At 63.0% G+C, this 26,609-nt stretch carries 19 protein-coding genes and 1 tRNA gene; 10 read left to right on the forward strand and 10 right to left on the reverse strand.

Features of this window, described 5'->3' with window-relative positions:
• Positions 1-17: 17 nt before the first annotated feature.
• A complete protein-coding gene (locus DF196_RS13775) occupies positions 18-1,928 on the reverse strand; it encodes a PspC domain-containing protein (protein WP_241519556.1) in 1,911 nt (636 codons plus the stop codon).
• Positions 1,929-2,053: 125 nt separating this feature from the next.
• Between DF196_RS13775 and DF196_RS02890 the strand changes: the two genes are divergently transcribed.
• Together DF196_RS02890 and DF196_RS02895 are read left to right on the forward strand one after the other, a co-directional pair.
• Positions 2,054-3,451: an ATP-binding protein gene (locus tag DF196_RS02890; RefSeq protein ID WP_109056434.1), complete on the forward strand. Its 1,398-nt coding sequence runs from the start codon at positions 2,054-2,056 to the stop codon at positions 3,449-3,451.
• Positions 3,448-4,158: a LuxR C-terminal-related transcriptional regulator gene (locus tag DF196_RS02895; protein ID WP_109056397.1), complete on the forward strand. Its 711-nt coding sequence runs from the start codon at positions 3,448-3,450 to the stop codon at positions 4,156-4,158. Before DF196_RS02890 ends, DF196_RS02895 begins: the two co-directional genes overlap by 4 nt.
• 146 nt (positions 4,159-4,304) lie before the next feature.
• Here DF196_RS02895 and galE read toward each other — a convergent pair whose 3' ends face one another.
• The 3 genes from galE to serS all read right to left on the reverse strand — a co-directional run bounded on the left by galE (position 4,305) and on the right by serS (position 7,114).
• Positions 4,305-5,330, reverse strand: a complete 1,026-nt coding sequence (gene galE, locus DF196_RS02900; RefSeq protein ID WP_109056398.1) for a UDP-glucose 4-epimerase GalE — start codon at positions 5,328-5,330, stop codon at positions 4,305-4,307.
• Between the two features lie 224 nt (positions 5,331-5,554).
• Positions 5,555-5,639 (reverse strand) — tRNA-Ser (locus tag DF196_RS02905).
• Between the two features lie 188 nt (positions 5,640-5,827).
• Positions 5,828-7,114 (reverse strand): serine--tRNA ligase, encoded by a 1,287-nt coding sequence (gene serS / locus DF196_RS02910; RefSeq protein ID WP_109056399.1) that lies wholly within the window; start codon positions 7,112-7,114, stop codon positions 5,828-5,830.
• Between the two features lie 189 nt (positions 7,115-7,303).
• On the opposite strand from serS, the gene DF196_RS02915 reads away from it, so the two are divergent.
• Positions 7,304-8,488, forward strand: a complete 1,185-nt coding sequence (locus DF196_RS02915; protein ID WP_109056400.1) for a diacylglycerol/lipid kinase family protein — start codon at positions 7,304-7,306, stop codon at positions 8,486-8,488.
• 317 nt (positions 8,489-8,805) lie between these two features.
• On the opposite strand, the gene ptsP is transcribed toward DF196_RS02915, so the two are convergent.
• Genes ptsP through DF196_RS02930 form a run of 3 tightly spaced genes read right to left on the reverse strand, consistent with a single transcriptional unit; the run spans position 8,806 to position 13,549 of the window.
• Positions 8,806-10,494 (reverse strand): phosphoenolpyruvate--protein phosphotransferase, encoded by a 1,689-nt coding sequence (gene ptsP, locus DF196_RS02920; protein ID WP_109056401.1) that lies wholly within the window; start codon positions 10,492-10,494, stop codon positions 8,806-8,808.
• Between the two features lie 22 nt (positions 10,495-10,516).
• The gene (locus tag DF196_RS02925; RefSeq protein ID WP_109056402.1) at positions 10,517-11,431 is read right to left on the reverse strand and encodes a PRD domain-containing protein; all 915 of its coding nucleotides are present in this window, start codon (positions 11,429-11,431) and stop codon (positions 10,517-10,519) included.
• Positions 11,432-11,479: 48 nt separating this feature from the next.
• A complete protein-coding gene (locus DF196_RS02930) occupies positions 11,480-13,549 on the reverse strand; it encodes a glucose PTS transporter subunit IIA (protein ID WP_109056403.1) in 2,070 nt (689 codons plus the stop codon).
• A gap of 516 nt (positions 13,550-14,065) precedes the next feature.
• Between DF196_RS02930 and pgm the strand changes: the two genes are divergently transcribed.
• On the forward strand, positions 14,066-15,742 hold the full coding sequence (gene pgm / locus DF196_RS02935) for a phosphoglucomutase (alpha-D-glucose-1,6-bisphosphate-dependent) (RefSeq protein ID WP_109056404.1): 1,677 nt from the start codon (positions 14,066-14,068) through the stop codon (positions 15,740-15,742).
• Positions 15,743-16,664: 922 nt separating this feature from the next.
• On the opposite strand, the gene DF196_RS02940 is transcribed toward pgm, so the two are convergent.
• Positions 16,665-17,762, reverse strand: coding sequence for a hypothetical protein (locus DF196_RS02940; RefSeq protein ID WP_241519557.1), 1,098 nt, complete (start codon positions 17,760-17,762; stop codon positions 16,665-16,667).
• Between the two features lie 299 nt (positions 17,763-18,061).
• On the opposite strand from DF196_RS02940, the gene DF196_RS02950 reads away from it, so the two are divergent.
• Both DF196_RS02950 and rpiA read left to right on the forward strand, forming a co-directional pair.
• Entirely contained in the window at positions 18,062-19,213 is a 1,152-nt protein-coding gene (locus tag DF196_RS02950; protein WP_109056406.1) for a ribonuclease H family protein, read from the forward strand.
• A 177-nt stretch (positions 19,214-19,390) separates the two neighbouring features.
• Entirely contained in the window at positions 19,391-20,089 is a 699-nt protein-coding gene (gene rpiA / locus DF196_RS02955) for a ribose-5-phosphate isomerase RpiA (protein ID WP_109056407.1), read from the forward strand.
• A gap of 164 nt (positions 20,090-20,253) precedes the next feature.
• Here rpiA and DF196_RS02960 read toward each other — a convergent pair whose 3' ends face one another.
• Positions 20,254-20,343, reverse strand: a complete 90-nt coding sequence (locus DF196_RS02960; RefSeq protein ID WP_004268639.1) for a 30S ribosomal protein bS22 — start codon at positions 20,341-20,343, stop codon at positions 20,254-20,256.
• Positions 20,344-20,565: 222 nt separating this feature from the next.
• Positions 20,566-21,201, reverse strand: a complete 636-nt coding sequence (locus DF196_RS02965; RefSeq protein ID WP_170114960.1) for a hypothetical protein — start codon at positions 21,199-21,201, stop codon at positions 20,566-20,568.
• A 158-nt stretch (positions 21,202-21,359) separates the two neighbouring features.
• On the opposite strand from DF196_RS02965, the gene radA reads away from it, so the two are divergent.
• The 4 genes from radA to DF196_RS02985 all read left to right on the forward strand — a co-directional run bounded on the left by radA (position 21,360) and on the right by DF196_RS02985 (position 26,470).
• Positions 21,360-22,844 carry a DNA repair protein RadA gene (gene radA / locus DF196_RS02970; protein ID WP_109056408.1) on the forward strand — a complete coding sequence of 495 codons (1,485 nt, stop codon included), beginning with the start codon at positions 21,360-21,362 and terminating at the stop codon, positions 22,842-22,844.
• A gap of 324 nt (positions 22,845-23,168) precedes the next feature.
• Positions 23,169-24,485: an adenosylhomocysteinase gene (locus DF196_RS02975; RefSeq protein WP_241519562.1), complete on the forward strand. Its 1,317-nt coding sequence runs from the start codon at positions 23,169-23,171 to the stop codon at positions 24,483-24,485.
• A gap of 88 nt (positions 24,486-24,573) precedes the next feature.
• Positions 24,574-25,962, forward strand: coding sequence for an amidohydrolase family protein (locus tag DF196_RS02980; protein ID WP_109056438.1), 1,389 nt, complete (start codon positions 24,574-24,576; stop codon positions 25,960-25,962).
• 16 nt (positions 25,963-25,978) lie between these two features.
• Positions 25,979-26,470, forward strand: coding sequence for a cupin domain-containing protein (locus DF196_RS02985; RefSeq protein ID WP_109056409.1), 492 nt, complete (start codon positions 25,979-25,981; stop codon positions 26,468-26,470).
• Positions 26,471-26,609: the final 139 nt, after the last annotated feature.

Genomic DNA, 26,609 nt, shown 5'->3' on the forward strand with positions numbered 1-26,609 from the left:
ACGACATTCAACGGGGTCTACCGTCGTTCCTCACGGCCGGCCTCGGTGCTGTGCAGGTTCTCGTACTGGCTGAAGGTGAATCCCTCCCAGTTCGAGATGTACGTGACGTTCACCCGCGCCTCCAGCGCATAGGGCACGTCGATAAGCAGTTCCGGACCGTTGACCGGCGTGCTCTCGTAATTGTTGAGCCAGTCGTACTCGGAACCGCTCATGCCGGTGCCGTAGGTGAGCGGGGAGCTGGTCAGGGCCGTGGGCGTCATCGACATGATGCTGTAGCTGGTGCTCGTGGCGTCGTATTTGCCGCCGATGGCCTCGGCGATATGGTATCCGTCCCGACTGCTGCCGAAGGCGTACGAGCAGCCGTCCGGCAGGATGATATGCACCTGCGAACGGTAGGCGGACATCGTGATGGTGCCGGCCGGGCAATAGGACATGGTCTTCCTGCCGTTCTGCAGTTCCAGTTCGTGATCGGGATGCGAGTCCTCCCATGCGGACAGGTCGAGTATGGCATGGCTGTTCTCGAAACTGTCGCCCATGAAGAGCACACCGCCCTTGAGCGTCTTGAACGTGCGGTCGCTGGAATCGGCCACGAGCATGTGCGCGGTCTGGACCTCGTTCATGCCGTATGCGTTTTCCGAACTGGCTCCCTCGCCCAGGTCCACGGTGGATACATAGGTGCCGGTGTCATGGGTCAGGTCGTAGTAATAGGAGGAGTAGGTGCCGGAGACGACGATCATGGTCACGGCGCACGCGCCTGCCACCAGTCCCAATGGGATCAGTCCGCCCGTACGGCGTCCGCGTATGCCGAGAATCACGACGATCGCACCCATGACGATGCATACCGCCGCACTCCAGATGGTGACGAGCTCGATGATGGGGCCGAGTCCGAAGTCGTTGGCCTGAATGGCCGCCATGACGCCGGCGAAGGAGATGAACATGAGTCCCAGCACAGCCAGTACCATGATGGGGCCGGCCGGGCGGCGACGCAGCGATTTCACGGGCGTCGCCTCGGGTTCGGAAGTGGCATACCGGCTGTTGGCGGCGGGCGCGGCGGCGGCCGGTCCCGGCATGAATGGGCTGGCGTATGCGGATTGTGGAGTCGGGCGTGAGACGGACGGCCCGCCGGGCATGGTGCCTTGTCCGAGATTCCGTGCAGTCGGCGGCATCGGCTGTCCGATGTTCGGCGTCGCGGCGGCCGCGACGGCGGGACCGGCGTACGGAGCGGACGCGGGCGCGGGGGTTCCCATCGACCCCGGACCGGCGACGTTCGGGGCGACGGCAGGACCGACGTACGGATTGGCCTGACCGGTCGGGCCTGCGTACGAACCGTATGGGGCGGCTGGATTGGGGACGCCGGCTGGACCGTATCCGGGATTCATCGGACCTGCGTACGGGGGGCGCCAGCTGGCATACGGACCTTGCGGACCGGCATACGGACCGGCCTGGCCAGCCGGCCCCGCAACGGGCGGCTTACCGCGCATGCCACGGGCGCCGAACCCGTACCCCTCCTGCTGTCGGATGCCGCTTTTGGCGAGCACCCACAGCGTGACGGCCGCGAGCGCGATGCACACCCAGCCGGCACCCGGAATCAGTACCGCCACGGCCATGAACAGGAAGCAGCCGAGGCAGTTCCAGTTCCATTGGCCGGCGATGAGGTCCTCGCCGAGGATGTGGCCGCCGCGCACGTCCGGCAACAGGAACCAGCCCAAGGCGTATAGGGCCGCGCCGAAGCCGAAGAACAACGTGGAGACGATCATCAGCGCGCGGACCAGGGTAGGGCTCCAGCCAAGTCGGGCAGCCAGTCCGCTGCACACGCCGCCAATCCAACGGTCGTCGCCGCGCATGATGCCGCTCGACCTGATCCAGGCGAAGAAACGCCGCGAAGCCTTGTTCGGCTGCGGCTCATAGGAATTCATGGGATTGCTCATGGTTCCATTACAGCAATGCGACGCTGCCACAATCCCCCGGAAACACCCTGATTGTTCCCTGAACCCGGGTTGAAACCCCGGTGCCAAAGCCCTGAACGCGGCACAATGGAGGCATGACCTTCCCCATGCAGACCGGCACGCCCGGACGGACCCCTTCCGGTCAGGCTTCGCGCCCCTTGCCGCCGATGCTGCCCGCGCAGCTGCCGTTGATGCGGCCGAAGCGCGGCCGTTGGCTGACCGGCGTATGCAAGGGCATCGCGCTGCATCTCGGTGTGTCCGTGGCGTGGGTGCGGCTGGCGTTCGTCCTGCTGACGATGGTGTACGGGGCCGGCATCGTCGGATACGTGTTCCTGTGGATCTTCATGCCGGCCGGCGACCCGGTAGCGGCCGCCGCTGCCTCCTCGGCATCGGTTCCGGTGGGTCAGGCTCCGCTCTCGCGTGGTAATGCGGGGACGGCCGGCAATGCGGTGGACGGCGAGGGCAATGGCGACGGTAGCGTCACGGCAGCCCCGGAATCGTTGGCGGATGCGGTCAGGCGCGCCCCCAAACCGGCGTTGGTGGCGTTGAGCGGCGTGCTGCTCATGGGCATCGGGCTGCTGCTGGTGAGCACCGGCGTGGACAGCGCGGTGATCCTGCCGCTGCTGCTGGGCATGGCGGGCATCGCGTTGGCGTGGATGAACCTTACGCCGCATGGCACGCAGCTGCTGTCCATGATCGGCGGCATCGTGCTGATTTTCTGCGGATGGGCGTTGTATGTGTCCAATGTGACGTTCGTGGGATGGGGCACCTCGCCCCGGCGCATCATGTTCTCGGGGTTCGTGATGCTGGTGGCGACCGTGGTGGCGGTCATGCCCTGGGCCAATGCGATGCTGCAGCAGCTGTCGCATGAGAAGGCGCTGAAAGAGCGTGAGGAGGAGCGTGCGGATATGACCGCGCACCTGCATGACGGCGTATTGCAGACGCTGGCGCTGATCCAGCTGCATGCCAAGGAGCCGGACACCATCTTCACGTTGGCCAGGGCCCAGGAGCGTGAACTGCGTGAATGGCTCTATCAGGAGCGGTCAACCTCGGACCGTTCAGTGAGCGCCGGCCTGAAGAAGATCGCGGCCGAAGTGGAGGACGGGCATGGCAAGCCCATCGAGGTGGTCATCGTGGGGGATGCACGCCCCAGCGCCCAGACGGATGCGTTGTTGGACGCCACGCAGCAGGCGCTGGTCAATGCCGTGACGCACGGCGGCGAGCCGATATCGTTGTACTGCGAGGCCGGTGCCACGCTGGTGGAGGCGTTCGTGCGCGACCATGGTCCAGGCTTCGATATCGACGCGATACCGCCGGACCGGTTAGGCATCCGCGAGTCGATCATCGGCCGCATCAAACGGCGCGGCGGTACAGTGGAAATCGTGTCCAGACCAGGTTGGGGTACCGAAGTCCGCATGCATATGCCGATTGCGATGCACGCCGCAGCGCAGCCTGCGGCACAGACCACGGGGCAACCCGCGACGCAGCAAGGAGAGACAGCATGAACGAGGAGCAATCCACGAAGATTCGCGTGGCCGTGGTGGACGACCACGAGATGTTCCGCGCGGGCGTGATCGCCACGTTGCGCGATTCCTTCGATATCGTGGGGCAAGCCGCGGATGTGCCCGGTTCGGTGGCGATGATAGCCCAGACCAAGCCGCAGGTGGTGCTGCTGGATGTGCATGTGCCGGGCGGCGAGGGTGGCGGCGGGGCCGAGATCCTGCTGAAGTCGCGCCCCTACTCCCCCGATACGGTGTTTCTGGCATTGTCCGTCTCGGACGCGCCGCAGGACGTGGGCGCGGTAATCCGCGCCGGCGCGCAAGGGTATGTGACCAAAACCATCACCGGCGCGGACCTGATTTCGTCCATCAAGCAGGTGCATGAGGGGTATGCGGTGTTCTCGCCGAAGCTGGCGGGGTTCGTGCTCTCCGCATTCCAAGGCTCGGGCAGCGGAACCGGATTCGGTACCACCGGCGGGTTCGATGCGCAGGCCGGCGGACCGGTGCGCGACGAGGAGCTGGACCGGCTTTCCGCCCGCGAGCAGGAAGTGATGCGGCTCATCGCCCGCGGATACACCTACAAGGAGGTGGCGGCTGAGCTGTTCATCTCCATCAAGACCGTGGAGACGCATGTGAGCTCGGTATTGCGTAAGTTGCAGCTGTCCAATCGCACCGAACTGACGCGCTGGGCCGCCGACCGGCGCATCGTGTGAGTTGGTGTGAGTTGGTGTGAGTTGGTGTGAGTTGGTGTGAGCTCGAGCTTATGTGAGCTCACGAAAAAAGAACAGCGGGCCTCCGCCGCGTACGACATGCGTCATGCGTACGCGGCGGAGGCCCGCTTTCGTCTCATCGGACGAAATCACTTGGTGGCGTCACGGAAACCGTTCGGGTTCTTGATCTGCCAGTTCAGGGAGGATGCGGCCATGTCGTCGATGGTCAGTTCGGCCTTCCAATCCAGCTCCTTGGCTGCCTTGGAGGCGTCGGCGTAGCAGGCGGCGATGTCGCCGGGGCGGCGGGGCTTGATCACGTAGGGAATCGGGTGGCCGGCGGCCTTCTCGTAGGCCTTGATGACCTCGAGCACGGAGTAGCCGTGGCCGGTGCCCAGGTTGTACGTGAACACGCCGGGCTTCTCGATGTGGTCGATGACGGCCACGTGGCCCTTGGCGAGGTCCACCACGTGGATGTAGTCGCGCACGCCGGTGCCGTCCGGGGTGTCGTAGTCGTCGCCGAAGACCTGGACGGCCTTGAGCTCGCCGATGGCCACCTTGGCCACGTACGGGGTCAGGTTGGCCGGGATGCCCTTCGGGTCCTCGCCCAGCAGGCCGGAGGCGTGGGCGCCGACCGGGTTGAAGTAGCGCAGCAGCACGATGGTCCACTCCGGGTCGGCCACGTGCACGTCGCGCAGGATCTGCTCCTGGAACAGCTTGGAGGTGCCGTACGGGTTGGTGGTGCCGCCGGTCGGGGTCTCCTCGGTGATCGGCAGCTCCTTCGGGTTGCCGTACACGGTGGCGGAGGAGGAGAAGATGATCTTCTTGACGTTGTGGGCGCGCATGACCTTGAGCAGCACCAGCGTGGAGTACAGGTTGTTGTCGTAGTACTCGATAGGCTTGGCCACGGACTCGCCCACGGCCTTGAGGCCGGCGAAGTGGATGACCCAGTCGATGGGGTTCTCGTCGAAGATCTTGTTCATCAGGGCTTCGTCACGCACGTCGCCGTCGTAACGCTTGATCTTCTTGCCGGTGATCTGCTCGACGCGATCCAGCGCGACCGGCGAGGAGTTGCCGTAGTTGTCGACGGAGACGACGTCGTATCCCTTTTCCAGCAGCTCGACATCGGTATGGGTGGCGATGAAGCCCGCGCCGCCCGTAACCAGAACAGTGGTCATGTTTCCTCCTTGAAGTATCTTGCCTTCGCCTCTTCATTGTACTACAAGAAGTAGCAAAAATGTGCGTTTTTGTAATTTTCTGTTCGCTGTTTTTCGGATAGCCGGCAATCGAACATTCGTTATGATACTTTTCCGCACATGTCGTGGTTCCGCTCGTCCCGCCGCGGCCCTTGCGCTCTACGCAAAAGGGGTTCCGTCCATCACGAACGAAACCCCTCGGCTTGCGGACAGAGCGAGATTCGAACTCGCGGAGGGTCGCCCCTCAACGGTTTTCAAGACCGTCTCTTTAGACCGCTCAGACATCTGTCCTTGTGCGCACGACGGCCCAAGCCGAAAGCGCACGATGTTCAATTATACAGCTGGGGTGGCCAGCAGGTTTGATCCATACATTTCTTTGCGTCCGGATTTACCTGATGCACAAGGCTTTATTCACTGCGACTACCCCTCAGTCAGCTACACTGACAGCTCCCCTGACAAGGGGAGCCGGGAAAGAGGAATCAGGCCTCCCACTTCGTGGGCTCGATGACTTCCTTGCCGCCCATGTAGGCGCGCATGGCCTTCGGAATCTCGATGGAGCCGTCCTTCTGCTGGTGGTTCTCCAGGATGGCGACCAGCCAACGGGTGGTGGCCAGCGTGCCGTTGAGGGTGGAGACCGGACGGGTGCCGCCGTCCTCCATGCGCTCGCGGATGTTCAGGCGGCGGGCCTGGTACTCGGTGCAGTTGGAGGTGGAGGTCAGCTCGCGGTAGCGGCCCTGGGTCGGAACCCAGGCCTCGCAGTCGAACTTGCGGGCCGCGGAGGAGCCCAGGTCGCCGGCGGCGGTGTCGATGATGCGGTACGGCACCTCGACCTTGGCGAGCATCTCCTGCTCCATCTCGAGCAGGTGCTGGTGCTCGGCGTAGGAGTTCTCCTGCTTGGCGTAGACGAACATCTCCACCTTGTCGAACTGGTGGACGCGGATGATGCCGGAGGTGTCCTTGCCTGCGGCGCCGGCCTCGCGGCGGTAGCAGGAGGACCAGCCGCAGTAGCGCAGCGGGCCGTTGGACAGGTCCAGGATCTCATTCTCGTGCATGCCGGCGAGCGCCACCTCGGAGGTGCCGACCAGGTACTGGTCGTCGGGCTCGCGCAGGCGGTAGATCTCATCGGCGTGGGAGTTCAGGAAGCCGGTGCCGCGCATGACCTCGGGGCGCACCAGCGTCGGGGTGATGGCCAGCGTGAAGCCATGCTCCTCGGCCTGGTCCACGGCCATGGTGAGCATGGCGATCTGCATGCGGGCCACCTGGCCACGCAGGAAGTAGAAGCGGGAACCGCCGACCTTGACGCCGCGGCGCATGTCGATGCCGGCCACCTCGGTGCCCAGGGTCAGGTGGTCCTTCGGCTCGAAGCCCTCGGCCGCGAAGTCGCGGATCTGGCCGACCTTCTTGACGACCACGTAATCGTCCTCGCCGCCTTCCGGGGCCTCCGGCTCGACGATGTTGGACAGCTTCCACATGGCGGTGGTGTATTCCTCGGCGGCGGAATCGGCCTTGGACTTGTACTCGGCCACCTTGGCGGCGAGTTCCTTGGTCTCGGCGATGAGCTTGGCCTTCTCGTCGGCCGGGGCGGCGGCGACCTTCTTGCCGATTTCCTTCTGCTGGGCGCGGGCTTCCTCGAAGGCCTTCAGCGCTTCACGACGGGTGGTGTCGGAGGAGAGCACCTCGTCGACGAGTTCCACGGACTCGCCGCGCTTGCGCTGGGATTCCTTGACGATGTCGGTGTGTTCACGGATGAATTGAATATCAAGCATGCGCCTAACACTACCGCCGCAAGCCGACACGCGGCAATCGCTTTGCCCCGGTTCCGGACGGGTGCCGGCATCCGTCGGACGAACCGGCTTGCGCCGCCTCTGGCAGGCAAACCGCACAACGTGCACAAACTGTTCATGTTCGCGCAACTTTCGCCGCTTGCTCCGACGGTCACGCTAACAATAGGAGTCATGTCTCAGCCTGCCGTCACCGCGCTCATCGTCGCCGTCGTTATCCTCGTGATCGTGGCCATCGTCGCCGCAGCCCTTACGCTGCGCGCGCGTCGTCGCCGCAAACTGGCGGAATCGCTGGAAAAACGGCGTGACGACGAGGTGCAGTACGCCTTCGTGATCAACCCCTCCAAGCCGCAGGCGGAGGCCCAGCGACTGCACATTCAGGAGTTCTGCGCGTCCAAGGGGCTCGATCGCATCCGCTTCTACGACACCCAGCTCGACAAGGACGGCCGCGTCTGCGCGCTGGAGGCGCTCCATGACGGCGCGGATGTGGTCATCGCAGTGGGAGGCGACGGCACCGTGCGCACGGTGGCGAGCGCCGTCTCCGGCACCGGCCACGCGCTCGGCATCATCCCGATCGGCACCGGCAACCTATTCGCCCGCAATATGGGCATCCCCGTGGACGACATCGACGCGGCGCTCACGGTGGCCACCTCGCACGGCTCACGTCTGGTGGACATGGGACGTCTCACACTCCTCGACCATCCGGAGGACGACCACGGCCATGCCTTCCTCATCATCGCCGGCGTGGGCTTCGACGCGGCCATGATCGACGACACGGACCCCGAACTCAAGCGCAACATCAGCTGGCTCGCGTACTTCGCGGGTGGCATCAAGAACCTGTTCGCCCCGAAGTTCCGCGGCGATCTGACCATCACCAGCGCCGACGGCTCGAACCACACCATCAACAACCTCAAGTTCCGCACGGTGATGGCCGGCAACTGCGGCCAGATTCCCGTGTTCTCGCTGATGCCCGCCGCATCCTACGACGACGGCATCCTCGATTTCGAGATCATCGACACCACCGGCGGCATTCTGGGCTGGGCCAACCTGTTCGGCGACGTGGTGCACCAGACCATCACCGGCAAGCCCGAGCAGAACCCGTTGTCCACGAACTCCACGATGGAGCAGGTGCAGGGCGTTTCCGCGGAGATCACGCTGGAGAAGCCGGCCAAGGCGCAGGTGGACGGCGACATGCTGCCCGAGACCCGCCACATCCGCTTCTCCGTGGATCATCGCGCGCTCATCGTGCGCGTGCCGGCCTCCTCGCTGTCCTCGCTGGAGAAGACCGCGCAGGTGGCCGCCGCGAACGCCACCTCCGATTTCGCGGAGAACACCAGCATCCTCGAACCGGTGCGGTGAGCGACAGAGCATAAAACCCACGTACAAGCGACAAAACACATGGCTCTGTTAAACCAAGATTGACATGAATTCCCTTGGACTACCCCTCAGTCGGCTTCGCCACCAGCTCCCCTGACAAGGGGAGCCAAGAATAAGGGGCATGTCAATCTTGGTTTAACAGAGCCAAACACACTCGATAGTCCGACAAACCGTCCGGCAACGAAGAAAGGGCGGGTTTCCTGCCAAACGGTAGGAAACCCGCCCTTTCTTCGTGGGGCCGCCGAGTCAAAGAATAGGAGGAAACCTCGGCGGTCCCAAGTATGGATATGGCCGCGGGATCAGAGCAAATCCAGCAGCATCGGCTCGGCCAGCGCGATCACGGCGGCGCGGGCGTCGGCGGCGGTACGCGCGTCGACGGCGTAGGCGGCCATCTGCTGGCAAGTGGACATGTCATGCAGACGCAGGGCGGCACGCACGGCGTTGACCTTCTTGGGGGCCATGGAGAGCGACTGCACGCCAAGGCCCGCGAGCACGAGCGCCAGCAGCGGATCGCCGCCGGCCTCGCCACACACGCCCACATACTTGCCGGTGGCCTTGCCACCGTCGCATGCGGCCTTGATCATGTTGAGCACGGCGGGCTGCCACGGGGTGAGCAGGTTGGCCAGATCGCCGTTGAGCCGGTCGGCGGCCATCGTGTACTGCGCAAGATCGTTGGTGCCGAGCGAGGCGAAGTCCACCACGGACAGGATCTGGGCGGAGCGGATCGCGGCGGCAGGCACCTCGATCATCACGCCGACCTTGGGCAGGCCATACGAACGGACCTTGTTGGCGAACCATTCGGCCTCGTCCACAGTGGCGACCATCGGGGCCATGACCCACAGGTCACCGTGCGTGGCCTCATAGGCGTTGGCGAGCGCCTGGAGCTGGGTGTCGAGCAGGTCCTCACGACGCCGGCTCAGACGCAGTCCGCGCACACCGAGAGCCGGGTTCTCCTCCTCGTCGAAGTTGGCGAAGGCGAGCGGTTTGTCGGCACCGGCATCGAGCGTGCGGACCACCACGCGGCGGTCGCCGAACGCCTGCAGCACCTTGGTGTAGGTGTCGGTTTGCTCTTCGAGGGTCGGGGCGGTTTCGCGGCCGAGGAACAGGAACTCAGTGCGGAACAGGCCGGAGCCTTCGAGGTCGAACTTGGCGGCGCTTTCGGCGTCGGCCAGCGTGCCGATGTTGGCGAGCAGCTTGACCTTGTAACCGTCGCGGGTGGCGCCTTCACCGCTGGAACCGGCGAGGGCCGCGGCACGGCGGCGGGAGCGCTCGGCCAGCTGATCGGCCTCTTCCTTGGTCGGCGAGACGATGATTTCGCCGACGCCGCCGTCAAGTGCGATCGTATCGCCTTCGGACACGGCTTCGGTCACGCCGGCGACCTTGACGGCCGCGGGGATGCCGAGCTGGGCGGCAAGGATGGCGGTATGGCTGGTCGGGCCGCCTTCCTCGGTGATGATGCCGAGCACGTTGTCCGGGCTGAGCGTGGCGGTTTCGGCCGGGGCGAGGTCGCGGGCCACGAGCACCACGGGGCTGGTGATGTCCGGCACGCCGGGCGCGGGCATGCCACGCAGCTCGCTGATGGTGCGGTCGCGAACATCGTGCAGGTCGGTGACGCGCTCGGCCATGTAGCCGCCGATGTTCCGGAACATTTCGGCGTATCCCTCGATCGCGTTGGACACGGCGTGGGTCACGCCGTCGCCGGCTTCGAGGCGCTTGACGATGGCCTGGACGAGGCCCGGGTCTCCCGCCATCATGGCGGTGGCCTCAAGCACGGCACGGGACTTGTCGCTCGCGATCTTCGCGGCGCGCGCCTGAAGGTTCGCAACGACCGCGTTCATCGCGGACTTGACACGCTCGGTGTCGGCCGCAACGTCGGTGCAGACCGGCTCGTTCTCATCCACTCCCGGCGCCTCGCGCACGAGGGCCACCGGACCGCTTGCGGTGCCAGCGCATACGCCGATGCCATGCAGTACCTGATGTTCACTCATAGATGATGCTTCTCCTATTTGATTACTGTGCTAAAGATGAATTCCGTTGTTGATGCCGCGGGGATTGCCCTGCTCCGTTTCCCGCGCCGGAACGGCTTCTGCTCATCTGATTGGTGACCCTGGCCACGTGCAGGGTCAGGTAGGCGATCTCGTCCTCGGTCAGCGTGGCGTCCAGGCGCAGCTCGATGAGGGAGGCGATGAGTCGCGCGCATTCGACGGCCTTGGGATAGGACTGCATAATCGAGGAGACGATCGACTCCGGTTCGCTATCAAGCTGGTCATGCTGGTGGATGCGGACGAACAGGTACCTCAGATGGGTGATGAATCGGCCGACATTGACCGAATGCTCATCCAAGGTGATGCCGTAGCTGCTTTCGATGACGTCAAGCAGCTGCTGAATCATGCCGGTCATCGTGTAGGTATGGGACAAGTCGCCCGTCGAGAACCCGGCATTGACCAGATGCAGCGCGAAGGCGATGCTCTCGCCGGGAGCCAGGGCGTTGTCCAATTTGCGGTTCAGCGCGGCAAGCAACATGCAGCCCTGCTGATATTCGTGCTCGTACAGCGAGCGGACCTCGGCGCCCAGAGGATAGGGCACGGCGGGGATTCCGTTCTTGGCGCGGCGCAATGCACCGCACACATGGTCGGCGAGCGCCATGACCAATGTGGGGCTTTGCGCCGCCTCATCGCCCATGCCGATCTCGTCCATCGTCTCGGAGACGAGACGAATGATTTCGGGAGGGATGTCGCCCAGTAACTGGGCCATATGGTCGGGGTCGCGGCCCGGGGCCGGCACGAACATGCGTGCGACCTTGGACCGGTCGACCTCCATGCCGGGCTTGGCCTTGAAGCCGAGGCCCCGACCGGTCAGGATGACTTCGCGTCCCCCATCCTTCGCCAGGACGACGTTGTTGTTGAAGACGCGAAGTATTTCCATGACACCCCTCCCGGATGACTCCGGGTCAGTTATTGATCCGAACCGTTGTTACTTTTCGATGGCGATGACGCTGTCGCCGGCCTTGACGTCGGCGCCCGTCTTCGGAGTGACGGACTTGAGCGCCGCGGTGTTGAGCACCGTCACCAGGGTGTTGGTGCTGAAACCGGCCTGCTTGACCTTGTTGAGATCCACGGTGGCGAGCAGGTCGCCGGCGTTCACGCGCTGGCCCTTGGCAACCTTCACGGCGAAGCCGTCGCCGTTCAGCTTGACCGTGTCGATGCCGACGTGCACCAGCACCTCGACGCCGTCATCGGTCTTGATACCGAATGCGTGGCCGGTTTCCGCGACGGTCTGCAGCACACCGGAGACCGGGGCCTTGACGGTTCCATCGACGGGCTCGATAGCAACACCCTCACCGAGGGCGCGGGAGGCGAACACGGGGTCGCCGGAAGCGTCGAGGGTGATGACATGACCGGACACCGGGGCGGACACGGCGGTGGTGGCGACCGCGGTCTTGGCGGGAGCCTCGGCCACGGCGACCGGAGCGGCAGCGGTAACCGGAGCGGCAGCGTGCGAGCCCTTGGCGGCCTTAGCCGCAGCACGGGCGGCGACCTCGGCCTTCTGCTCCGGGGTGCGGTAGTCGAGCGTGATGATGAGGAACATGGAGGTCAGGAACGCGGCCGCGATGGACACCGCATAGACCCACATCTGGTTGAAGACCGGGATGGTGAGCAGCGAGGTGAAGGCGAACGTGGTGGTGGTCACGCCGTGCACGCCGGCGGAGGACGGGAACAGCCAGCCCATGACGGCGATCACGACACCGCCGACGGCGCAGCCGACCAGCATGCGGGAGTAGACGAGCTTGTAGCGCAGGTGGATGCCGTAAAGGCTCGGCTCAGACACACCACCGAGCAGACCGGCGGCAAGGGCGCCGATGGAGGTCTGGCGCATCTGATCGTCATGGTCGCGGATGGAGATGAACAGCACACCGGCGGTGGCGCCGAAGCAGGCGAAGTTCCACGTGCCCATCGGGCCCTGGATGAAGTCGTAGCCAAGGGTCTGGATGTTCATGAGCATCAGGGCGTTGAGCGGCCAGTGCAGGCCCAGCGGCACCAGGAACGGGTACAGCAGCGGGATGATGATGGCGAAGACGAACGGGGCGTGGCCGTTCATCCAGGACAGTCCGGCGCCGATGCCGTTACCGGCCCACACGCCGATCGGTCCGAGCAGGAAGGCGGTAAGCGCGCCGACGATGATCATCGAGAGGAACGGCAGGAAGACCAGCTGGACGCTGTCCGGGATGACCTTCTTGAGTCCGTGGTAGACGAGCGCCAGCACGGCGGCCATGAGCAGCGGCACGAACACGTTGCCGGAGTAGTCGGACAGCTGCATCGGCAGACCGAAGATCTTGGCCGTGCACTGCGTGTTGCCCATCACCTGATGGCAGACCGTGTCGGACCAGGTCTTGGTATCGGACAGGGAGGCGAACTGCGGGGTCATGAGCATGGCCATGATCGAACCGCCCAGCCACGGATCCACCTTCAGCTTCTTGGATGCGTTGTAGGCGATCATGATCGGCAGGAAGTAGAACACGCCCTTCCAGATGGCTTGGATGAAGACGAGGCCGGCGGTCGCGGTATCGTTCGGGATCATCTTCAGGGAGATGGCCAGGTTGACCAGGGCGATGATGATGGACGCGCCAAGCAGCACGCCCAAGATCGGGCGGAAGGAATCCGCCAGGTATTCGAAGAAGTTGTCGAGCCAGGCGAACTTGCCGCGAATGCCCTTCTGGCGTTCGGCGGCTTTCAGCTCGGCATTGGACATGTCGGAGATGTCATCGTTGTCGACGGTGCCGGCGCCACGGCCGGCCATTTCGGGCAGATGCATAATCTCGTCATATACGGAGGCGACCTGGCCGCCGATGACGACCTGGTAGCGGTTGCCGGACTGCGGTACAACGCCCAGCACGAGCTTGTTACCGTCGAGCTCCGACTCGTTGACCTTGCCGGCGTCGTTCAGTTCAAAACGCAGTCGCGTGGCGCAGTGAGTCAGCGACTTGACGTTGGCGGCACCACCAACATTGGTGATGATCGCCTTGATATCGTCTTGATGCGACATCTATATACTCCATTTCCTTTTCCATCATTCAGCCAGCGCATATCAGGCATCCGCATCCGGGGCCTTCCACGCCCCCGATTGCCGGATGCTGCTCCGAAAACAGAAAAGACCCGAGACGTACGGGGCGGTCGAGGAAGACGGATACGTCTACGACTGCGCCAACGTCTCAGGTCTTGCCTCGAAATTCTGGAGTAGCAACCCTGCTAATTACTGACTGTTCAGTTACTATAACACGGTGTCAACTTCCCGGCAAACCGACCCCGCGCGGGCGGTTCCGTCATGATGAGAAATGCCAGTCATACGTAGTGGTGACGGAATCTTGCGGGCACGATGATGCCGGCGTGTCCCCGCGGATGTCCGGCACCGTCGGCCGTGCCTTACATCGCCTTATATCGGCATCGCGATGTCTTCCGACGGCACCGGCGAGTCATCCCGAAATACTTATTCGCACAAAAGTTGACAACTCTTAACATGACTGCGCCCGAAAACCGCGAAAAACGTGGCACAATAGGGAGCATGGTAGCAAAAAATGCGGGCATGCCCGCCACCCCAGCAGATCTGATCAACGTCGATGAGGTCATCGGCAAGTACTATGACCTCGTCCCCGACCCGTCCGTTCCCGAGCAGCGTGTCATCTTCGGCACCTCCGGTCACCGCGGATCGTCCCTGAAGACCTCGTTCAACGAGGCCCACATCATCGCCATCTCCCAGGCCATCGCCGAATACCGCAAGAAGGCCGGCGTGACCGGCCCGCTGTACCTCGGCTCCGACACCCACGCGCTGTCCGGCCCGGCCAAGAAGACCGCCATCGAGGTGCTCGTCGCCAACGGCGTGCACGTGCGTGTCGATTCCCGCGACGACTTCGTGCCCACCCCCGTGGTCTCCCAGGCCATCCTGACGCACAACCGCGCTGCCGACGGCACCCAGCGCTTCGAGGGCGAGGGCCTGGCCGACGGCATCGTCGTCACGCCTTCCCACAACCCGCCTACTGACGGCGGCTTCAAGTACGACCCCGTCACCGGCGGCCCGGCCCCGGCCGAGACCACCAACGCCATCGCCGCCCGCGCCAACGAGCTGCTCGGCGACTTCAAGTCCATCAAGCGCGTGCCCTACGAGGAGGCCATCAAGTCCGAGTACGTCGAGGGCTTCGACTTCCGCGAGCACTACGTGGATGATCTGGCCAACGTCATCGACTTCGACGTGATCCGCAACTCCGGCGTGCGTCTGGGCATCGATCCGCTCGGCGGCGCTTCCGTGAACTACTGGCCGCTCATCAACGAGAAGTACGGCCTGAACATCGGCGTGGTACGTCCCGAGGTCGACCCGACCTGGCGCTTCATGACCATCGACCACGACGGCAAGATCCGCATGGATCCGTCCTCCCCGTACGCCATGAAGGGCCTGGTGGACGAGCTCAACGCCGGCGCCTGGGACAAGTACGACCTGGTGGGCGGCACCGACCCTGACGCCGACCGTCACGGCATCGTCTGCCCGAACTGGGGCGTGATGAACCCGAACCACTACATCGCCGTGGTCGTGGAGTACCTGTTCGGCGGCAACCGTCCGGATTGGCCCGCGGGCGCCGGCATCGGTAAGACGCTGGTTTCCTCCTCCCTCATCGACCGTGTGGCCGCCTCCATCAACGCCAAGCTGGTCGAGGTGCCGGTCGGCTTCAAGTGGTTCGTGGACCCGCTGTTCAAGGGCGAGGTCGCGTTCGGCGGCGAGGAGAGCTCCGGCATGAGCTTCCTGCGCAAGGACGGCCGCGTGTGGACGACCGATAAGGATGGTCTGATCCCCGACCTGCTGGCCGCCGAGATCACCGCCAAGACCGGCAAGAACCCGGCCGAGCTGCACAAGGACCAGGTGGCCCGCTTCGGTGAGTCCTGGTACAAGCGCGTGGACACGCCGACCACCCTCGAGCAGAAGCAGAAGTTCGCCAAGCTTTCCGGCGACGATGTGACCGCCACGCAGCTTGCCGGCGAGGACATCACCGCCAAGCTCACCGAGGCTCCGGGCAACCATGCCAAGATCGGCGGCCTGAAGGTCACCACCAAGGACAACTGGTTCGCGGCTCGTCCCTCCGGCACCGAGAACATCTACAAGGTGTACGCCGAGTCCTTCGAGAGCCCCGAGGCCCTCGACAAGGTGCTCGACGAGGCCAAGGTCGTGGTGGACAAGGCCCTGAGCGAGTGACCGTCTAAGGCTTAGGCGCTTCTCACGTTTACGAGTGGGGTTGCGATGCGGTGCCGTGTGCGCGAATCGCAACCCCACTCGCGTATTTACATGTCTCCACGTGTATTCGGTCGCTTTCCGACGCATGGTCGCGCGAGTTTTTAGCCAGTTCCGTTTGCCGACCGTCAGTGAAGGATTCCGTTCATTTGACGGGCATACGCATATATGTCAAATACCCAGGCTTGTTCAACCAGGATTGACATGAATCCGATGGAGCTACTCTCAGGCGACTGTGCCGACGACCCTGACAGGGGAGCCGAGAATGGGGATCTGAGAGGCGTATGCGCGTACAGCTTCCGCGTGCACTTGCATTTGCGTATTCGCGCATCCTCTATGCATGAATGCTGTAATTCACAGATATCGACGCTGCTTCATCGTGCCCCTATTCTCGCTACAAACGATTGACGCTTAAATGGGGACATAAATCTTTGCCCCCATTGCGGGATTTCGACGTTTTTCTGGAATCGGGACAAGATGTCTCTGACCGGTTCAACATGAGGTTCAGGAAAAATGGCCTTATTCTGCGCTTTTGTGAATCAAGGCATTGCCCCGACTCACGTGTGGAACGATTCATTCGATAATGGGGACAAGCCTGTTTGTCCCCATTTCTCGCAATTGGCAAATAAACAAAATAGGGGCAAGAAAACTTGTCCCTATTCCTCATGTAACGAGCTTCAACGGCAATAGGGGCAATCGTCAGTGGAAATCAGCCAGATACCCCGTAAATTTCACCGCATATCGTTTGGCTCTGTTAACCAAGATTGACATGGTCCCCCGTTCTCAACTCCCCCGTGTCAGGGGAGCCGGCGTTGAAGCCGCTTGAGAGGCAGTCCCATCGGATTCATGTCAAATCTTGGTTGAACAGAGCCTATCGTTTTCTCTATCATCTCCGTTGTGTCGCGGCTAATTGCTCGACAGTCATGGCAACAACCCGAAAATCGAACTCCATTCCGCGTATTGCCAGTTGCCGAGCTACGGAGAACGCCAATTCAGAACGCGCGGAATCATCGACAAGATTCGCAGCAGTCACCGAAAAAATCATCCAGCCACGGACCCGCAGACGGTCACGCTTCCCCTGATCACGCCTCCATTGAGCCTTGTCGGTGCGATGCTGATCGCCATCGTATTCAACACCGACACGATACTCGGGCCACGCCATATCCAAAGTCATCGATACCCCGGATTTGAAACTCATGCCAGGTATCGTATAGTTCACGACCGGGCAGGGGATGCCATGACGCTGTAACGCCAACCGGCATTCAGTCTCTTTCGGTGAATCAACGTTTGGCATTACCAATGCCGCAGCACGCACACATGCGGTCTTGCCGTTGAATGAGGCCAGGCCATCCACGAATACGGCAAAATCACGGTGGATGTCGGAAGCGTCACGCCCTTTGGCCAGCGAGGGCTGTTGAGCCGTGGCGGTGATGATCGAATCACCGAGAGCGATCAAGGACAGCAACGGCACATGCACCGCAAGCTGGGCCCACGCATGGAACAGGTCGATGGCGAATACATGCTGATTCATGCGCACCCGGCCCGCAACCGATACGGCCTTCCAGGTATGCGCGCGAAGTGGCGAATTCCGCACTCTGATGCGCTTCGCCTTCGTGCTGGATACCGTATGCAGAACCTCGGCATCAAGGTCGCAATCAGCAGGCAATGGCACGGATTGCAGTGTCAATGCAGTAATCATGCCGAACAACAGTTGTCGTCCCAAACGCTTGGCTTCCTCGGTGCAACGCTTGAGCGTATCGCGCTTGCGCTGGGCAAGATCGTCCCGCATGGACACCGAAGTCAACACCGATTCCGTACCATTCGCACGGCCGTTCGAGACAGTCTCGTTCCCCGGACCGCCGAAGACCTCGAAACCGTCAGGCGCCGATTCCACGTCCGGCCATCCCAAATACGCGGAATCGGCTGAATTCCGCGGTGTTGAGGCGATTCCATCGCTTGCATCCCCATTGATGATTTTGCTCATGGCCTCACCCTAACGGTCTGAACGATACGCACAAAAGCAGGGGTGTCCATGTGGATACAGCTTGCCCCGCATAAGCAGCTGTGGATAACTCGGGGAGAGGGTGTCCCGGTAACGTCAAGGTTGCGTACGCCGTGCGTTAGGGTGGAGCGCATGACGATTGTTGTATCGACGGACGGATCGGCACTGGGCAATCCGAATGCTGAGCCGTCAAGCGGAAAGTCCGGTGGATTTTCCGTAGGCGAAGTGAGCGGGCCCGCCCGCGAAGGGGCCGTTCGGATTGACCGGAAAGCGAGCATGGCATGACCATTACAGTATCCACGGACGGCAGCGCACTGGGCAATCCGAACGGCCCTATGGGCTGGGCATGGGCCGATCATGAGAAGAACGCCGGCGGAAAACCCGGTCATGAGCACGATGACCACGGCTATGACTCGGGCGGTGCCACGAACGGCACGAACCAGATCGGCGAGCTGTGCGCGGTGCTGGAGGCGTTGCGCGCACATCCCGGCAGCGAGCCGCTGCTTATCGAATCCGACTCGCAGTACGCTATCAACTGTTCGACCACATGGGTCAAGGGCTGGAAGCGCAACGGGTGGAAGAACTCGCAGAAGAAGTCGGTGAAGAACGTCGAGCTCATCAAGGCCATCGACGCGGAGATCTCCCGCAGGCCCGGCCCGGTGAGCTTCAAGTGGGTCAAGGGGCACGCGGGCAACGCGGGCAACGAGCTGGTGGATGAGCTGGCACGCACGTATGCGGGTGACTGTCGGTCGGGTGCACGTGACGGATACCTGCCCCTCGAGGGTTGGCAGTCGTTGCTGCATTCCGAGTATTCGCGTGGCACCGATGTTCCGCCGGACGTGCAATTGGTGCTGGACGGCCAAGCGGACGCATCGAGCCTGCGCAAGCCCGTCGAATCGGGTACGACACAGACCGGTAAGGTCGGCGAGTCCGGCAAGAGTGGCGGCTCCCCCGCCAAATCACGCGGTGGGCAGTCGCTGGCCGATCTGCTGGCCGAACCGGAAGGCGTGCCGGATCTTGATTTCGGCGACCGGCAGACCGGTGACGCCACGGACCCGACGGATGCGATGCGACAGGCCGGCACCGGCACTGCGACAGGTACGACGTTCTCGGCGGCCGACCAGCAGACATCCTTGAGTCCCGCCACGACTCCCAAAGTTACCAGCGTGAACGATAATGCGGCGACTCCGGCAGGACGGCAGTCTCACAGCTCCGCTCCCACCGCAACCGCACCCGTAACGACAGCCACGACGACATCCGCGAAACCGAGCGGGCTGACGGTTTCGGGAACGCTGGTCTTCTCCCCTGCGCCCAAGACCAGCCCGTACTTCAATGGCCAGCCGATGCCGATCTCCGGCATCATCGCCATCGAGGGGTACGTGGACGGTGACGGCAATCTGACCATCACGAACGCACCGTTCATGCGTCAGTGACGGCCGGTCAATCGGCCACCTAATCGGTCGCCCGACCGGTCGCCAAGTAACCAACATCACAAACGCCGACCAAAAGCGGACACGACGGCACAACTTCGTTCACGCGCGTTAGGATAGGAATCGGACTTCACTGCGTTAATGCATTCGTGAAGCGTTGCAGGCAAAGGAGAAAACGCAATGGATAAGGCACAGCAGGATGCCCTCAAGAAGGCGGCCGGCATCGAAGCCGCCAAGCTCATCGAGAACGGCATGATCGCCGGTCTCGGCACCGGTTCCACCGTCAAGTTCCTGGTGGACGAGCTGGGCCGCCGCGTGCAGGAGGAGGGTCTTGAGTTCACGGGCGTGACCACCTCCCGTCGTACGCAGGAGCAGGCCGAAAGCTACGGCATCAAGATCGTGGACATCGACGACGTGGACCACATCGACGTGACCATCGACGGCGCCGACGAGGTGGACAAGAACTTCAACGGCATCAAGGGTGGCGGCGCCGCCCTGCTGTGGGAGAAGATCGTGGCCACCAACTCCAACAAGATCGTGTGGATCGTGGATGAGTCCAAGGTCGTGGACACCATCGGCAAGTTCCCGCTGCCGGTCGAGGTCATTCCGTTCGGCGCCGGCCACGTGGTCAAGGAGTTCGAGGCCAAGGGCTACAAGCCGGTGCTGCGTCTGGACGCCGAGGGCAAGGAAGTCCGTACCGACGAGAACAACTTCGTGGTGGATCTGCACCTGGGCCGCATCGACCACCCGCAGGAGCTGGCCGAGGACCTTATCAACACGGTCGGCGTGGTGGAGCACGGCCTGTTCCTCAACATGGTGGACAAGGTCATCGTGGGCGATCCGAACGGCCCGCGCGTCATGACCAACTCCAACAAGTGAGTCGGTTGACGATTCGGCCTGATTCCGTCTGACGAAACAGAAGCCGTCTTCCGCGTGATTTGCTGCGCGGAAGACGGCTTTTGTTTTTTGGGTGACAACAACAAAAAGGAAACCCCGCGGCCGAACGGCTCACGGGGTTTTCAATGCCTTGATTGCAGGTAAGACTACTTACGCTGGTGGCGGGTCTTACGCAGCAGTTTGCGGTGCTTCTTCTTGCTCATCCGCTTGCGGCGCTTCTTGATGACAGAACCCATCTGAAGCCTCCATTTCGATTAATCGTAAAAGTTGCAACTCGCACAATACTACACATCCAGCCAGACAGCGGACAATCGCATGTTGGCTGTGTCGCCGGAGACGCCTCGGCAAGGCCACCAAAACCTTACGGAATCAATGGTTTTGCAATGGCGAACGCATCCGGCGAATTCCGTTTAGCGGATTGCGGGTCGTTTGAGTCGCAAGGGCAGGTCATGCGGAAATCACATCGGGAACTTCTGGTAGAAGCGCTCGACGGCCTCCTTGGTGCCCGTCGCCTGGAAAACGACCGTATCGTTCTGCCAGATGGCCACGGACTTCTTGGCGTCCGAAGCGTCCGCTTTGACCACATAGGCTCCGGTCACGTTGCCGGAAACCTTCACGTTGCCGGAGGCCTGCTCGTCACCGGTCTGGGCGGCCACCAGCGCATCGTACTGCGTCTTGGCGCTGTCCGAGGTGGACCATTGGGCGGCCACCAGCGTGACGTTCTTGGCCTTCTCGCCAGTGGAGTAGGTCAGCGTGTACTCTTCGAGCGGCGAAGCGGCGCTCCACGTGGTGGAGGCATCCGCCTTGGTGCGCGCGTAGTTGAGCACGCTGTCCGGCATGGCCTTGAGCAGCTCGGTGGCGTCGTCCGGAAGGGCCGTCGCCTCGATGGTGGGCGTGGTCGGCTCGGTTTCCGCGGACTGCTGCTGGCTGCTGCTTCCGCCCTGGGCGGTGGTGCCGGCATCCTTCTTGATGGCCCAACCCGGCCAGACGAAGGCCGACAGCACTGCCAAGATGATGACGACGGCAGCGGCGATCACCACTGCGATGAGCTTGCCATGGGACTGCGTGGTCGAAGAGTTCTCGGTGTTAGTCATGCCCCTGATTCTCTCACAGCGGCGTGACGCTGGCCGGCCGTGTGATCGCGGGTTTCCGCGCCGCAGGTGAATGTATGGTGAATCGATGGTTTTCGGCTTGATTCCGTCGGGTTCGGTAAAATTTTACCGTCTCGCAAAACCCGGGTTAGGGTGGAGTCATGGCGAAAACGACTGTGCAGTATGTGTGTTCCGAATGCGGCTGGAACGGGACGAAATGGTATGGCCGGTGCCCCGAGTGCGGACAATGGGGCACCGTGGAGGAGTTCCATGAGTCTCGTCCGGCCGCAGGTTCGCGCACCGCGGCACCGGGGCGCACGTCGCGTACACAGTCGGCCGTGGTACCGGCGGATGCCCGTGCCGCGGCTCGCCCCATCACCGAGATCGGCACGGAAAGCGTGGAGCGGCTGGAAACCGGGTTCTCTGAGTTCGATCGTGTGCTGGGCGGCGGTGTAGTGCCCGGCTCGGTTACATTGATTGCCGGCGAACCGGGCATCGGCAAGTCGACGCTGCTGTTGCAGACCGCAGGTAATATCGCGCGGGCCGTACACCAAGCCGATTCGCAACGCCCGTCACATTCCTCCAGCTCGGATACCGTGCTGTACATTTCCGGCGAGGAATCACAGTCCCAGGTGAGATTGCGGGCCTCGCGCATCGATGCGGTGGAACCGAACCTATTGCTGGCATCCACTACCGACCTGTCCACGGTGCTGGGACTCATCGAACAGCACAAGCCGGCGTTGGCGATCGTGGATTCCGCACAGACCATCGTCTCGCAGGAGGTCGATGGCATTTCGGGTGGCTCCACGCAGGTGCGCGAAGTGGCGAGCGCCCTGATCGATACCGCCAAGACGTTGGATATTCCGGTGTTCCTGGTGGGGCACGTGACCAAGGACGGCTCGATCGCCGGCCCACGTACCCTGGAGCATCTGGTGGATGTGGTCTGCCAATTCGAGGGAGACAGCGAGACGGCGTTGCGCATGCTGCGCGCGGTGAAGAATCGTTTCGGCCCCACGGATGAGGTAGGTTGCTTCGATATGAGTGGCGAGGGCATCGAGGAGGTCACCGATCCGGCCGGACTGTTTCTGTCCGGTTCGGGGCCGAATGCGGCAGACGATGCGCCAATCGAGGGTACGTGCGTCACGTTCACGCTGGATGGGCATCGCAGCCTGCCCATCGAGGTGCAGGCATTGGTCACCACGTCGGTGCTGCCTACCCCGCGGCGTGCGGTCAATGGCGTGGATCCGAGCCGCATCGCCATGCTGACCGCGGTGCTGTACCGCCATAGCAAACTGAATCTGCTGGCGAACGACCTATACGTTTCCACCATCGCCGGAGGTCGGGCCAAGGAGCCCGCTTCGGATCTGGCGATTGCGAGCGCGCTGGCGAGCGCGGCCACGTCAAGGCCGATAGCCCGCGCCACGTGCGCCATCGGCGAGATCTCCCTGACCGGGCAGATACGTCCTGCGCCCCGCATGGAATACCGCCTGCGTGAGGCCGCACGCCTCGGGTTCACCACGGCCGTCATCGCGCCATTGCGCAAGCCCCTGCACATCGACGGGTTGCGGCTCGTGGAGGCCGGCACGCTGCAGGACGCCTTGGCTTCATTGGGGTTGACATCCGGCACGAAGTCATCGAAACGGTAGACATGCAGGAATGTAGGATAGCCAACATCGCAACCATCAGACAACGGGAACGGTGATGATATGACTGGAATGGATTTTGCCTCCTGGGCGATGACCTATTCACAGCGGACGAATCGGTCTGTGGCCGGCTCCCGCATGACGGTGCCGCAGACGGCGGACGTTGATGCCTTCGCCGAAGCGGCGGGCCAGTGGGGCGTAGTCGTCCGGCGAACGGACCGGGGCGATGCGCCAGCGAATGGTTCGGCCGGCATGCCGGTGGACATCGGCGGCCCGGCACATGGAGACAGCCCTACCAGTGGAGACAACCCGGCAAGTGAGACAGTCATGGCGACCGATGCAGACGTCGCCGCTGATCTGTACGAAACCATCGAATATTCGGATTCCGTCCTGACGTTGCAGGATGCGCGTGAACTGGACGGCAGAAACGCCATCGATTACGCCGAACGGCATATGACCGTGCTGCGCACACTGATGGACGAATTGCGTCGAGACACGGATTTCACGGATGTGCGTATCGCCGTGTGTCTGGTGCTGGAGCCGAAAACAGCGGTGTTGCTGCGCCAGCTCAAGGCGGCTGGTGCCATGGTCGGCGTATTCGCCGACCCGTCGGAAACGGATCAGCGTGTGGCGGAGCAGCTTCGCCGCGAAGGCATTGTCGTCGAGGCCGACGCGGGATGGTCCCCGCAGCAGACGCAGGAGGGTGCGCTGCGACTGCTGGATGAGATCCGTCCGCAAATCATCATCGATGACGGCGCAAGTTTCGCCAGGCTTGCAGCGGCCCAACGCCCGGAGCTGCTGGACGGGTTGATTGGCGTGGCCGAGGAAACGACCAGCGGCGTGCGAGCCTTCCAGGCCATGCAGGAAGCGGGGGTGCTGCCGTTCCCCGTGGTCGCCGTCAATGACAGTGTGCTCAAAACCGGCTTCGACAACATGCATGGAACGGGTGAAACCTGCGTGACCACCATGCAGGAACTGCTTGGAGCGCATTGTTTCCAGGATAAAACCGTGGCGGTGATCGGATATGGGCCGGTCGGCAAGGGATTCGCGTTGCGCGTCCGAGCCTTGGGCGCGCAGGTGCTGGTCTGCGACACGGATCCCGTCGCGGCATTGAAGGCCGTGTTCGACGGTTTTGCCGCCTGCGACATCAATGATGCAGCGGCCAAGGCAGATATCGTCGTCTCCGCCACCGGCGTGCGGCACACCATCGCGGTGGAGCATATGCGGCTCATGCGCGAGGGTACGGTGCTTTCGGTGATCGGCGGCATCGCCAATGAAATCGCGCTTGACGACATTCCCGGTTTCCGGCATGACAATACGCAATCCGTCAGTGTCATCAATGTTCCGGACGGTCCTACGCTTACCCTGCTCGCGCAGGGCGACGGCGTCAATTACACGGCCGGCGGCGGCAATCCCATCGAAATCATGGATCTGAGCTTCGCCGTTCAGGCGAGCGCGGTCCGTCACCTGCTCGCCCATCACCGTGACGGTCATCCGCTCGATGCTGGGGTGCACCACCTCGACGCCGAGTCCGACCGCCGCATCGCCACCGTCGCGTTGCGTACACGAGGACAATCGGCCAGCCATGCCGTGGCCGACAACGGGTACGCCTGGAATCTCACCCGTTTCGACGATATGGCCTGAACGCCCAACGCAACGGCCAGCCACGACATGCCCACACCCCATCGCGATGAAATGATTGCCGCGGAGCCGGTATAAAGGAGGGATGACCATGACCGATGATTCGTTCGACCCGTTGTATGCGGCAGCGCACCCGGCTCCGCTTGACTCGGTGACGCTGTATAGCGCGCCGCTCATCATTCCCGTCACCGGACCGGTGATCATGGACGGTGCCATCGCGGTGGCCGGCAGCCGTGTGGTGCATGTAGGCACCCGGCGTTGGGTGCTTGACACGCTCAAACAGGATCTGGCTCCGCAGGGGCGCATCGAGGAGCACCATTGGCATGGCGTGATCACCCCGGGCCTCATCAACGCGCATACGCATCTGCAGTACACGAATATGGCCGAAGTAGGCAAGGGCTCCTATTCGAGCTTCCGTGATTGGGAGCTCGGGTTCAATCCGGTGTACGAGAACCTGTGCCAGGAAGGCGACTGGAAGCAATCCGCCGAACAAGGTGCCCGGATGATGGTCGAAGCAGGTGTCACGGCGGCCGCCGATATCGTCACCGACCCTGAAGCGGCCGGCGCGCTTGCCTCCCAAGGCATGCACGGTGTGGCCTACTGGGAGGTGATGGACTGGCACAACGACGATTGGCGCAAGGTGGGGGTGCGCGAACTCGTCCGGCATCTGGGCCGTATGCGGCAGGAGGACCTGCCCAGCATCGGCATCAGCCCGCACGCACCCTACACGTTGGAAACCGCGCCGTTTGTGGATTTGCCGGATATCGCCCGCCAGCTCGACATGCGTCTGCATATCCATCTGGCGGAGACGCCGATGGAGGCCGGCGACCGCGAAACCACACTGTCCACGTATTCGGCGGCTTCCTGGCGCGACCAGGATTGGACCAGCTATCAGCAACTCAGGGAAGCCGGCCAGGGCGCGTCCGCCATCCAATTCCTCGACCAGCTCGGCTCGCTTGGCCCCGACGTGCATATCGCGCACGGCGTCTGGGCGGATACGGAAGACCGGCGTATCCTTCGCCAGCGCGGAGTCGGCGTCGCCTTGTGCCCCCGGTCGAACCGCATCACGGTGACCGGCCGGGATGCCCCGATCAGGGAATACCTCGAGGAAGGCAATCTGCTGGCCGTCGGCACCGATTCGCTGTCGAGCTCGCCCAGTCTGGACGTCCTCGACGATGTGGCGATGCTGTACGACCTGGCGCGTGAACAGGGGTATATGAAGGACGATCTGACGCATCGTTTGATTCGCATGATGACGCTGGGCGGCGCCCAGGAACTCGGCATGCACGTGGGCGCGGGCCGTATCGGGCAGATCAACGCCGGCGCAATGGCCGATCTCGCCTTCTTCGACGTACCCGTGTACGTGGCCACCCCGCGCGGCATCGAGGACACGTTGGAGGAGCTGGTTCGCAACGGTGCCGGCACGAACCGGGCAACGGTGATTTCGGGCCGTGTGGTCTACAACAACGGCGCATGGTGAGTGAAAGGAGCAATGCATGAGTGTCCCATTGGAAGAGATGAGCCCGTACGCGCGTTCCGTGGTGCAGCGTCTCGGACTTGAGGCCCATCCCGAAGGCGGCTGGTATACGCGCGACTGGCAGTCGCCGCTGCCGGAACCGGACAGCGGACGACCGCTCGCTTCGCTGATCTACTTCCTGCTGCCGGAGGGTGACGCCAGCGCCTGGCACAAGGTGGATGCCGATGAGATCTGGCTGTGGCACGGGCCCGCCACCGTCACGCTGGAGCTCGGCGGCGACGGCGAGCAGCCGGCCGACGATCCGAACGAACGACAGGCCATCGTGCTTGGCGGCGGCATCGCACAGGAATCCGGGACCGAAGAACACGGCCAATCGCCGGACGGCACTCCCGTCGGGCATGCGGTCGTTCCCGCCGGGGTCTGGCAGCGCACGGTTCCCGGACGCGGTGACGCATTGGTCTCCTGCGTGGTCTCCCCCGGCTTCACCTTCGCGGGGTTCACGCTGCAGTAGGAGACGACGACGTCCGACCGTTTCCACCGGGCACATGCGAATCGCAGAATCCTCGATAACCCGCCATCGTGGAAACCGATAGCGCCGGCAACATGTCGCATACACCGAATAACTATCTTGTACTAGGACAGGAAGCAAG

Origin of the sequence: Bifidobacterium callitrichidarum (assembly GCF_003129905.1) — a bacterium.
In the GTDB taxonomy this organism is placed as follows: Bacteria; Actinomycetota; Actinomycetes; order Actinomycetales; family Bifidobacteriaceae; genus Bifidobacterium; species Bifidobacterium callitrichidarum.

Bases quoted from the DNA above. Each gene is read 5' to 3' on its own strand.
- DF196_RS02925 (WP_109056402.1), bottom strand. From the start codon at position 11,431: ATGGAAATACTTCGCGTCTTCAACAACAACGTCGTCCTGGCGAAGGAT.
- DF196_RS02960 (WP_004268639.1), bottom strand. From the start codon at position 20,343: ATGGGTTCTGTCATCAAGAAGCGCCGCAAGCGGATGAGCAAGAAGAAG.
- DF196_RS02915 (WP_109056400.1), top strand. From the start codon at position 7,304: ATGTCTCAGCCTGCCGTCACCGCGCTCATCGTCGCCGTCGTTATCCTC.
- DF196_RS02980 (WP_109056438.1), top strand. From the start codon at position 24,574: ATGACCGATGATTCGTTCGACCCGTTGTATGCGGCAGCGCACCCGGCT.
- DF196_RS02895 (WP_109056397.1), top strand. From the start codon at position 3,448: ATGAACGAGGAGCAATCCACGAAGATTCGCGTGGCCGTGGTGGACGAC.
- radA (WP_109056408.1), top strand. From the start codon at position 21,360: ATGGCGAAAACGACTGTGCAGTATGTGTGTTCCGAATGCGGCTGGAAC.
- DF196_RS02965 (WP_170114960.1), bottom strand. From the start codon at position 21,201: ATGACTAACACCGAGAACTCTTCGACCACGCAGTCCCATGGCAAGCTC.
- DF196_RS02975 (WP_241519562.1), top strand. From the start codon at position 23,169: ATGGCGACCGATGCAGACGTCGCCGCTGATCTGTACGAAACCATCGAA.
- DF196_RS02930 (WP_109056403.1), bottom strand. From the start codon at position 13,549: ATGTCGCATCAAGACGATATCAAGGCGATCATCACCAATGTTGGTGGT.
- DF196_RS02940 (WP_241519557.1), bottom strand. From the start codon at position 17,762: ATGAGCAAAATCATCAATGGGGATGCAAGCGATGGAATCGCCTCAACA.
- pgm (WP_109056404.1), top strand. From the start codon at position 14,066: ATGGTAGCAAAAAATGCGGGCATGCCCGCCACCCCAGCAGATCTGATC.
- DF196_RS02985 (WP_109056409.1), top strand. From the start codon at position 25,979: ATGAGTGTCCCATTGGAAGAGATGAGCCCGTACGCGCGTTCCGTGGTG.
- DF196_RS02950 (WP_109056406.1), top strand. From the start codon at position 18,062: ATGACCATTACAGTATCCACGGACGGCAGCGCACTGGGCAATCCGAAC.
- serS (WP_109056399.1), bottom strand. From the start codon at position 7,114: ATGCTTGATATTCAATTCATCCGTGAACACACCGACATCGTCAAGGAA.
- ptsP (WP_109056401.1), bottom strand. From the start codon at position 10,494: ATGAGTGAACATCAGGTACTGCATGGCATCGGCGTATGCGCTGGCACC.
- galE (WP_109056398.1), bottom strand. From the start codon at position 5,330: ATGACCACTGTTCTGGTTACGGGCGGCGCGGGCTTCATCGCCACCCAT.
- rpiA (WP_109056407.1), top strand. From the start codon at position 19,391: ATGGATAAGGCACAGCAGGATGCCCTCAAGAAGGCGGCCGGCATCGAA.
- DF196_RS13775 (WP_241519556.1), bottom strand. From the start codon at position 1,928: ATGAGCAATCCCATGAATTCCTATGAGCCGCAGCCGAACAAGGCTTCG.
- DF196_RS02890 (WP_109056434.1), top strand. From the start codon at position 2,054: ATGCAGACCGGCACGCCCGGACGGACCCCTTCCGGTCAGGCTTCGCGC.